Origin of the sequence: Pseudoalteromonas sp. SG43-6 (assembly GCF_014164365.1) — a bacterium.
GTDB lineage: Bacteria > Pseudomonadota > Gammaproteobacteria > Enterobacterales > Alteromonadaceae > Pseudoalteromonas > Pseudoalteromonas rhizosphaerae.
Genome location: NZ_JACJEZ010000143.1, coordinates 1 through 882 on the forward strand (window position 1 = coordinate 1; position 882 = coordinate 882).

Here is an 882-nt window from a genome sequence, read left to right on the forward strand (position 1 = left end):
TTATGTCGCGGGGTAAACCCGCTGCTACGAATGCGTAGACTCGAATTTACTTGTGCAAAAATGAAAGGCAGGGCACTAATCAGCGGCTGTATTAGCGCCTAGCCAAACAACATCCATGTTGTTAAGGAGCGGGTAATTCTTAGTGAATTAGTGCTTTGGCTGCACGGTTTGAATTTAAATTATAACGTCTTTATTTTTATAAACTGCTTAAAAACACACTAAGATATAACTGAGCACTTTAGTACTTTTAAGTTTCGTAAACCGCTTCCAGCCCAGTCCAGATTAAAAAGGCCACAAGCATATTTGCATACAGCGTTATTCGTACTGCTTAATAGCGCCACGTACCATAGAAGCCATATCAATAATTTCCATATCACCCATGTCGGCAATTAAATTTAAATGGGCAAAAATATTGCATTTTTCAATATTCTTGATTTTTTTCTCGCCACCCATAAATAAAAATGGCGCAAAGCCGTACACTTCATTAGCATTGAGTGGGCCATATTTTTTTAATGCCGCAGGGAAAAGTGGTTTCTTTTGGTTATTTTTAATATCAAGTCGCTCAGGGTCTTGCAGTGCTATAAAATTTTTTGCTGTTTGATTAGCCTTGCCAGCTTCAATATCTTGCTGATTTCCTTTTTTTGTTCGCATCCAATTAAGGTAAGGGCTGATTTCCACAGAATGTCCGGTTTTCTCACCGTAAAGTTTTAAATTGCCCCAGGCATTACGCGCTATAACATAATAAATATCATCTTGCTCAAACGGGGTGTCTTCTAAAAATCGGTCAAGAATGTCTTGATAATCCGCTGGATTTGTCAGCCAAAATAAACCATCGGCAAAGCCGCTGAACCCGAGTATTTGCCAGTATTCAAGTAGCTGGTC

General features: G+C 39.1%; 1 protein-coding gene. It reads right to left on the reverse strand.

All coding sequences use genetic code 11. The features are described from left to right. Positions 1–315 precede the first annotated feature (315 nt). Positions 316–882: GAD-like domain-containing protein (locus H5201_RS22495; protein WP_182785454.1), on the reverse strand; the 567-nt coding region annotated here is incomplete at its 5' end.